The sequence below is a fragment of the Terriglobales bacterium genome (genome assembly GCA_035543055.1).
In the GTDB taxonomy this organism is placed as follows: Bacteria; Acidobacteriota; Terriglobia; order Terriglobales; family Acidobacteriaceae; genus JAIQFD01.
This window is the reverse complement of record DATKKJ010000115.1, coordinates 1-8,610: the sequence shown is the minus strand read 5'-3', so window position 1 is coordinate 8,610 and position 8,610 is coordinate 1. Positions and strand designations below refer to the sequence as shown.

Here is an 8,610-nt window from a genome sequence, read left to right as displayed (position 1 = left end):
AGGACGTACTCTCCGCCCTGCTCAATCTCGGCTATCAGCGCCCTGCTGCCGAAAAGGCCATCGCCGCCGCTGCCGGCGCAAACGGCAAGAGCGCCTCTTTCGAGACGCTCTTCAAACAAGCCCTGTCTTCCATCAACCGCTGACAATTACCCGATTACCAAATTACCCGATTAGAAATCTCTTCGTGACGCCTTGTGCACCTTCTGCCGGAAATCCTCCCCCCGCAGGTCCACCGTCCGGCACATTTCGTGCAGCCTTGACCGCATGCGCTCCCCGATGCGGTCTCCCAGGGTCTCGTCCCGTGCCGCCGCCCGTGCCGCCTCGCTCTGCGAGAAGCTCCGCCGCACCGCTTCCCCCGCCGGCTGGTCGGGATAGTTGGTGGTGATGAGAGTGGTCCGCTTGTCGTTGTAGCGCGTGTTCAGGATGTGGCTGACCGTGTCCCACACCCACTCCGTGGGCTTCACTGCGCCCAGTTCGTCCAGCACCAGGACGTCGGCTTCGAAGACCGGCCGCAGCACCTGCATCTCGGTGGTTGGCTCCGAGGGGTTGTAGGAATTCTGGATCTGCTTCAGCAGCTCACGGTAGTCGTAGAACAGGCAGGGTACGCCCTTGCCGGCGATCAGCTCCTTCAGGATGCTGACCGCCAGGTGGGTCTTGCCCACCCCGATCGGCCCGATGAACAGCAGCCCGTTGTTTTCCACCGGGTAATCGCTGACGAACCGCCGGGCCTCCAGCAGCGCGCGTTCCAGGGACGGATTGGGACCGGCGTATCCGGGCTCGAAGCTGTCGAACTCGCAGTGCTCGTAGCGCGCCGGGATGCGCGCCCGCTCCAGCAGCCGCTGTGCCCGCGAGCCCGCCACGCAGTCGCAACGCGCGACCCGCCGCGCCCCGCCCGTGCCCATCTCTTTCCATCCTGTCCCGCCACACTGCGGGCACACTGCCTGCTGAGGGGTGCTCACATCATGTCCTTCCGGCTGGCCGGGGCCCCCGGCACGCCCGCTGTTGGCGTGTTGGGGTGTCTCGAACTCCGAATCTATACCCCGCCCCGCCCTTCCGCAACCCGCCACAGGCCTGAGGAAATGTTTGCCAATTACGCAATTACCCGATCACCCAATCTCCCGATCTCCCAAATGCCTGATTGGGCGCGCATTTCCACAGTTTCCACACTTGACATCCTCTGCCAACGGGCGCTTAATTACGCCCCGACACTGGCGATGGGCGCCGATTCTCTCCAACGCTGACCGGACGCCTCTCGCCCTGGAGCGTGTGCATGAACAAAGCCGATCTGGTCGAACGCGCCGCAGCTTCCGCCGGTATCACCAAGGCTCAAGCCGGCTCTGCCATCGACGCCGTCGTCGACGGCGTCACCGGCGCCCTTAAGAAGGGCGACCGCGTCACCTTAGTAGGGTTCGGGACCTTCTCTACTTCCGCGCGCAAAGCCCGCACCGGGCGCAACCCGCAAACCGGCAAGCCCATCAAGATCGCCGCCAAGCGCGTTGCCAAATTCACCGCCGGCGCGGAGCTCAAGAAATCCGTCAACAAGCGCTGAACCGGGCCATCCGCATCCGGGCAGGGCACCGCGCCCTGCCTTTTTCATTGGTAAAGTTCGATTTGTAAATTGCAAAGTATCCGCGCCTGCCGCAGCGCCCGCCTTACTTTGCAAATTACAAATTACCGATTACAAATCTCGGAATGGGCCCTCTCCTCTCCATATCTTCGCACCCGCCTCCGCGATTTGCCGCATCCGCATGCCCTCCTATAGAATCAATATTTTGCACAGCGAGGTCTGAAGTTCCATGAAGGCTGCCATCCATCCGGCTTACCACGAAGTCCGCGTGCACTGCGCCTGCGGCAACACCTTTACCACCCGCTCCACCCACAAGGGCGACATCCACCTCGAGATCTGCTCCAACTGCCACCCCTTCTTCACCGGCAAGCAGAAGCTGGTGGACACCGCCGGGCGCGTCGAGCGCTTCCGCCGCAAGTACGCCAAGACCGAGCAGAAGTGACGCTGTTTGGCGGGCGTCTGAGCCCGCCGGCGTCATCCTGAGCGAAGCGAAGGATCTGGTCAATGTAGCCCGTGCGCCCTGGCGCGGGCCCATGCTTTTTGCGGCTAGAATAGGGGCTCGTCGATGCGCAAGCACTGGACCACCCCGGCTCCCGAGCGGGCGCCCGCCCAGGCGCCGGTGCCTTCGTTCGTTCGCATCGGCTCGGTCGAGATCCGCCCCGCCACCGTGCTGGCTCCTATGGCCGGGGTCACCGACACCGTTTTTCGGCGCTTCATCCGCAACGTCAACCTGACGCCGCACCACGACGTCCAGCTCTCCGGCGAAAAATCAGGATGCGGCCTCATCATGACCGAGTTCACCTCGGCCGACGGCGTCCTCCGCGCCAGGGACAAGAAGGCCAAGCGCTACCTGCACTTCTACGAGGACGAGCACCCCATCTCCGCCCAGCTCTTCGGCTCCGACCCACAGGTGCTCTCCGACGCCGCCAAACTGATCGAGGACCTGGGTTTCGACCTGGTGGACCTGAACCTCGGCTGCCCGGCGAAGAAGGTGGTGAAGTGCAACGGCGGCTCCGGCCTGCTGCGCGATCTGCCCCGCATCGGCGAGATCTTCAAAGCGGTGCGCGCCGCGGTCAGGATCCCCTTCACCGTCAAATTCCGCGCCGGCTGGAATGACAGCGAGATCGTCTGCGCCCAACTGGCCAGGCTGGCCGAGGACTGCGGCCTCAACGCCGTCGCCCTGCACGCCCGCACCCGCGAGCAGGGATACACCGGCGCCGCCCGCTGGGAGTGGATTGCTTCCGTCAAAGACGCGGTGAAGGTCCCGGTCATCGGCAACGGCGATATCCGCACTCCCGAGGACGCCTGCGCCATGGTCGCCCAGACCCGCTGCGACGCGGTCATGATCGGCCGCACCGCCTCCTCCAGTCCCTGGATCTTCCGCCAGATCGCCCAGTACACCGCCTCCGGCCGCTACGATCTGCCCGAGGAGCGCGACCGCTACCGCATGATCCACACCTACTTCACCATGCTGATGGAGGAAGGTTTCCCCGATGCCATCGGCAAGATGAAGCAGTTCGCCTCCTGGTTCACCCACGGCGTCCCCGGCGGCGCCGCCTTGCGCAAAGCCATCTACGACTCCCGCACTCCCCAGGCCGTCATCGAGCAGGTGGACCGCTTCTTCGAGGCCCGCCTCTCCGGCCCCGCCCCCCTCAAACACCCCGTCCTGCAGGCCTGAGCTACTGCTTTCCCTGTCATCCTGAGCGAAGCAGCTGACGCGCGTTGCGCGTCAGCCGCGGAGTCGAAGGACCCCTAGGGCCGGAAGAGGTGTTCACCGGCGCCCCGCCCTCACTGTTCCGTATTTTCTTTCCTACGTGCCCGAACTGGCGCACAATCCGCTCAGCATCGGGGCCCCATTTCCCTCGCTGGAGGTTCCATGGCACGCCGTCGCGAGGACCGCGTAAAAGCCGAACTGCCGGTTCGTGTCTGGGGTATGACCGCGGACGGTCGCCCCTTCAACGAGCATCTCAAGACCCGCGACGTCAGCCGCTTCGGCGCCCGCATCGCGTGGAGGAATTGCTCCCTCAAGCTCGGTGACATCGTCGGGGTGCAGTATCAGTCCGAGAAGGGGCGCTTCCGCATCGCCTGGATCGCCGCCGACAAGTCGGAGTTCGGCGTCGCCAGCGCCGAGCCCGGCAAGTCGATCTGGGGGCCCTTGCCGGCCGGCGCCACCACCCATCCAGGCCGGGCCGCTTCCGCGGAGCCGGCGGCGGTCGCGGTCGCCAAAGCCCCGGTGGCCCGCCAGCACGAACGCCGCCGCTTTCACCGCTTTCCCTGCCAGGGCGGTGTTCAGATCCAGCGCCCCAACAGTCCTCCCACCTGGGCCACGCTCGGCGACATCAGCGCCGGCGGCTGCTACATCGAGACCACCACGCCGCTCACCATGGGCCTCGAACTCGATCTCACCCTCAAGGTCGCCGACGCCACCATCCCCTGCAAGGGCCAGGTCCGCACCTCCCATCCCGGCATCGGCGGCGGTATCTACTTCACTCACGTCACCCCGGAGGCCCGCAGGCAGATCAACCAGCTCCTCGACGTCCTCGCCGGTATCCATGCCGCCGAGCCCGCGCCCCCGCCGCAGCCTTCCGAGCCCCGCACTGACATCACCAGCCGCGTTTACAAAAGCGCCGAGGAACTGCGCGCCATCGAGACCCTCCTGCAAAGCGATATGGCCGATGTGGACCCGCGCATCCTCACCGAATTCCGCCACGCCGTGGACCACGCCCGCGAGACCGCCTGGGCTGTCCAGACCTGGGTCGAGATGCGCAAGCAGCGGCGGGATCCTTTCACCCTCATGCCGCTGGTCGAAAGACGCCGCATCCGCCAGGCCGTCTTCTTGCTGAAGGAGCTGCTCATGGACTACCAGTCCAGCACCATCACCACCGGGACCGACGGCTTCCCCGACCTGCAAACCGCGGTGGACGAGTTCCACGCCGCCACCCACAGGCCGTGATTTCGCTGATTGTGTGGGGACGGACGTCCCGCCCGTCCGCGGGGCGCGAATGTGCCCTAAACCATCTCTTCTCGTGCTATAATTACGAGTGCTCCTTCTCCGCATAACAGATTGATATTGCATGTACTTACACGAAATCGCAGCGCCTCGCGTCCAGCCGCCGCGCAGGCCTCTGGTGTGCTCACTCAGCGAACAGAAAGTTCGTCTCAGTACCGCTCTAGCTTGGTACTGGGTACTTGGTACTAGGTACTTATGGCAGACGATCAGAATCCGCAGAACCCCCAACTCCCTCTCCCCGGTGACGGTCAGCCGCCTCAAGGTCCCGGCGCGGCCAACATCCAGCCCGTCAACATCGAGGAGGAGATGCGCCGTTCGTATCTCGACTACTCGATGTCGGTCATCATCGGCCGCGCTCTCCCCGACGTCCGTGACGGCCTCAAGCCCGTCCATCGCCGCATTTTGTATGCAATGCACGACATGGGAGTGCTGCACAACCGCAAGCACATCAAGTGCGCCGGTGTGGTCGGCGAGCTGCTGAAGAAGTACCACCCGCACGGTGACGGCGCGGTGTACGACGCGCTGGTGCGCTTGGCTCAGCCGTGGTCTATGCGCTACCCGCTGGTGGACGGGCAGGGCAACTTCGGCTCGATTGACGGCGACTCCGCCGCCGCCTACCGGTACACCGAATGCCGCATGACGGCCATCGCCGAAGAGATGCTCGCCGACATCGACAAGGACGCTGTCGATTACGTCGCCAACTTCGACGAGACCACGATGGAGCCGGTCGTACTCCCCACCAAGATCCCGAACCTGATCATCAACGGTTCGAACGGCATCGCCGTCGGCATGGCCACCAACATCCCGCCCCACAACCTCACCGAGATCGTGGACGCCACCATCCTCCTGGTGAACGATCCCAAGACCCAGCTGCCCAAGATCCTCGAAGTGGTCAAAGGCCCCGATTTCCCGACCGGGGCGTACATCTACGGCAAGGCCGGGATCGCGGAGGCGTACAAGACCGGCCGCGGGCGTTTCGTGATGCGCGCCAAGGCCGCCATCGAGAACATCACCAAGGACAAGCAGGCCATCGTGGTCACCGAGATCCCTTACCAGGTCAACAAGTCCACCCTGGTGAAGCGCATCGCCGACCTGGTGAACGACAAGACCATCGACGACGTGTCCGACGTGCGCGACGAGAGCGACCGTTCCGGCATGCGCGTCGTCGTCGAGCTCAAGCGCGGCGCCCAGCCCGAGATCATCCTGAACCAGCTCCACAAGCACACCCAGATGCAGGAGTCGTTCTCCATGATCTTCCTGGCCGTGGTGAACGGCCAGCCGCGCGAACTGGGCCTGATCCCGGCCATCCAGCACTTCATCGACCACCGGGTGGACGTAGTGCGCCGCCGCACCGCGTTCCTGCTGATGAAGGCGCGCGAGCGCGAGCACATCCTGGAGGGCTACAAGATCGCGCTCGACAACCTCGACGCCGTCATCAAACTCATCCGCGGCAGCGCCTCGCGTCAGGACGCCAAGGACGCCCTGCTCGCCGCCAGGTTCAAGATCACCGATAAGGAGATTCTGGAGAAGCTCGTCGGCCGCGAGGGCAAGCTCACCGCCAGGCAGGCCGACGCCATCCTCGAACTCCAGCTCTACCGCCTCACCCGCCTCTCCGCCGACGAGATCCTGAACGAGCTGAAAGACATCCGCGAGAAGATCGCCGAATACGAGTCCATCCTGGCCAGCGAGAAGAAGCTGCGCGGCGTCATCGTTAAGGAGCTGGAGGAGATCAAGAAGCAATACGGCGACGCGCGCCGCACCCAGATCCTCGACGAAGCCGCCGAGATCCAGCTCGAAGACCTCATCCAGGAAGAGCAGGTAGCGGTCACCGTCACCCACTCCGGCTACCTGAAGCGCACGCCCATCTCCACCTACCGGCAGCAGCGCCGCGGCGGCACCGGGCGCAAGGGCGCCGGCGTCCGCGAAGAAGATTTCGTCGAGCACCTGTTCGTGGCCTCCACCCACGCCTACCTGCTCATCTTCACCAACACCGGCCGGGTGTACTGGCTGAAGGTATACGAGGTGCCCGACGTGGGCGCCGCCGGCAAGGGCAAGCACGTCTCCAACCTGGTGGCCTTGCAGCCGGGCGAGAGTGTGCGCGCCATGCTCCCGGTGCGCGACCTGGAGCGCGAGGACCAGTACGTCTTCTTCGCCACCCGCCAGGGCACGGTCAAGAAGACGCCGCTGGTGGACTTCTCCAATGTGATGTCGCGCGGCATCATCGCCATCGGCATCGAGAAGGAGGACGAGCTGGTCGCGGCCCAGGTCACCGACGGCAAGCAGATCGTTTTCCTGGCCTCGCACGAAGGCATGGCCATCCGCTTCGAGGAAGACGACGTGCGCCCTATGGGCCGCCCCGCCTACGGTGTCCGCGGCATGGACCTCGACAAGGGCGACTACATCGTGGGCATGGCGGTCACGTCAAAGGAACCGGAAGCCGTCAGCCCTCAGCCGTCAGGCAAGAAGAACGGCAAGGCCGACGACCGTGGACCGTCGACCGTCGACGAAGAGGAAGCGCCCACCGCCAACCTCATCCTCTCAGTCACCGAGAACGGCTACGGCAAGCGCACCGGAGTGGACGAGTACCGCCTGCAATCGCGCGGCGGCAAAGGCGTCATCAACGTCAAGACCACGGAGCGCAACGGCCGCGTGGTCGGCATCCTGCTGGTGAGCGAGAAATCGGAAGCCATGCTCATCAGCCAGTACGGCAAGATCATCCGCATGGACACCGGCACCATCCGCGAGGCTGGCCGCTCCACCCAAGGCGTCCGCCTGCTCTCCATGGAAGGCGGAGACAAGGTGGCCGCCGCGGTCGTCATCCCGCCGGAGGAGACCAACGGGAACGGCAACGGCACCCCGTCGCTGATCCAATAGCAACTCGCGACAAGGTAGCCCGCGCGCCCTCGCGCGGGCTCGTTCTCCCTGAGTGGGGCGTCGCCCTCAGGACAACCCCAAAGTAATTGACGAATACACGGTATCCGTGTATTATTGATGCAAATGTGATTGCCTCCTTTGGCGACCAGACGACCGAGGACATCTACAACGACGTGCGCTCCAAAGCTGCACGGAAGATCAACCCATCGTTGTGGAAGGTGGTCCAGCGGAAGCTGGATATGCTTGACGCGGCAATCAGCCTGAACGACCTGAAAAGCCCCGGCAACCAGCTCGAAAAGTTGAAAGGCGACCGAGGGGGATTCTGGAGTATTCGGGTGAACGATCAGTACCGGGTCGTGTTCAGGTACGAAAACGGACAAGCCAGTGACGTCGTTTGCATCGACGTGCATTGAGACGATGGACAGGAGACGGACGAGAATGGCGCCTAAGGGCAGGGTAGCGACCCATCCTGGAGAAGTGCTGCTGGAAGAGTATCTCAAGCCGCTGGGCATGACCCAGGCAGAGCTGGCCCAGGCACTCAAGATCTCGACCAACCGCTTGAACGAGATTGTGAAGGGCAAGCGCGGTGTGACCGCCGACACCGCTCTGCGTCTGGCCGATTACTTCAAGACCTCTGCCGAGTATTGGATGAATCTTCAGACCGCGTACGACCTCAGCAAGGCTCGCTTGACTCGTCCGGCGGCGTAAGGATCAGCCGGGCCGTTCCACCCAGGGCGTCCGCCTGCTCTCCATGGAAGGCGGAGACCAAGGGGGCCGCCCCCGGCGTCATCCCGCCGGAGGAGACCAACGGGAACGGCACCGCACCGCTGATTCAATAGCCCGGAGTGCTGGTGGAGGGGGCGCGGCTTTAGCGGTGCCAAAGGGCGCCGGATGCGGATGGGGAATGTAGCGCCAGGTGCACCCGCTCGGCTTTCTTTGTTGCGTGGACAGCCGGCCTCGGCTGTCCTTCCCAACCGGGAAACGCACCCTGGACGCCCTTTGGCGGGCTGGATTGATCTACTCTAACGGGAGTACGACACAACGGATGCTCACTGCGAGTAGCGGCCCGAACGTATTTTTGCCTGCGTGCGCTCCTTCCCGTATGATTTAAGACCGCTCCCTATGATCGACAGCGTGGAATTGAGCAACTTTCGCGGCT

Annotated in this window: 8 protein-coding genes; 7 read left to right on the top strand and 1 reads right to left on the bottom strand. The window is 64.1% G+C overall.

Features of this window, described 5'->3' with window-relative positions; genetic code table 11:
- Positions 1 to 170: 170 nt before the first annotated feature.
- Complete coding sequence (locus VMS96_08315; protein ID HVP43424.1) at positions 171 to 959, bottom strand: ATP-binding protein; 789 nt, start codon at positions 957 to 959, stop codon at positions 171 to 173.
- Positions 960 to 1,270: 311 nt separating this feature from the next.
- On the opposite strand from VMS96_08315, the gene VMS96_08310 reads away from it, so the two are divergent.
- The 7 genes from VMS96_08310 to VMS96_08280 all read left to right on the top strand — a co-directional run bounded on the left by VMS96_08310 (position 1,271) and on the right by VMS96_08280 (position 8,159).
- Positions 1,271 to 1,549 carry an HU family DNA-binding protein gene (locus VMS96_08310; protein HVP43423.1) on the top strand — a complete coding sequence of 93 codons (279 nt, stop codon included), beginning with the start codon at positions 1,271 to 1,273 and terminating at the stop codon, positions 1,547 to 1,549.
- Between the two features lie 247 nt (positions 1,550 to 1,796).
- Entirely contained in the window at positions 1,797 to 2,009 is a 213-nt protein-coding gene (rpmE, locus tag VMS96_08305; protein HVP43422.1) for a 50S ribosomal protein L31, read from the top strand.
- A gap of 123 nt (positions 2,010 to 2,132) precedes the next feature.
- Complete coding sequence (dusB, locus tag VMS96_08300) at positions 2,133 to 3,245, top strand: tRNA dihydrouridine synthase DusB (GenBank protein HVP43421.1); 1,113 nt, start codon at positions 2,133 to 2,135, stop codon at positions 3,243 to 3,245.
- Positions 3,246 to 3,443: 198 nt separating this feature from the next.
- Positions 3,444 to 4,520 (top strand): PilZ domain-containing protein, encoded by a 1,077-nt coding sequence (locus VMS96_08295; protein ID HVP43420.1) that lies wholly within the window; start codon positions 3,444 to 3,446, stop codon positions 4,518 to 4,520.
- A 252-nt stretch (positions 4,521 to 4,772) separates the two neighbouring features.
- On the top strand, positions 4,773 to 7,451 hold the full coding sequence (gene gyrA / locus VMS96_08290; protein ID HVP43419.1) for a DNA gyrase subunit A: 2,679 nt from the start codon (positions 4,773 to 4,775) through the stop codon (positions 7,449 to 7,451).
- Positions 7,452 to 7,576: 125 nt separating this feature from the next.
- A complete protein-coding gene (locus VMS96_08285) occupies positions 7,577 to 7,864 on the top strand; it encodes a type II toxin-antitoxin system RelE/ParE family toxin (GenBank protein ID HVP43418.1) in 288 nt (95 codons plus the stop codon).
- A 25-nt stretch (positions 7,865 to 7,889) separates the two neighbouring features.
- A complete protein-coding gene (locus tag VMS96_08280; protein ID HVP43417.1) occupies positions 7,890 to 8,159 on the top strand; it encodes a HigA family addiction module antitoxin in 270 nt (89 codons plus the stop codon).
- The last annotated feature ends 451 nt before the right edge of the window (positions 8,160 to 8,610 follow it).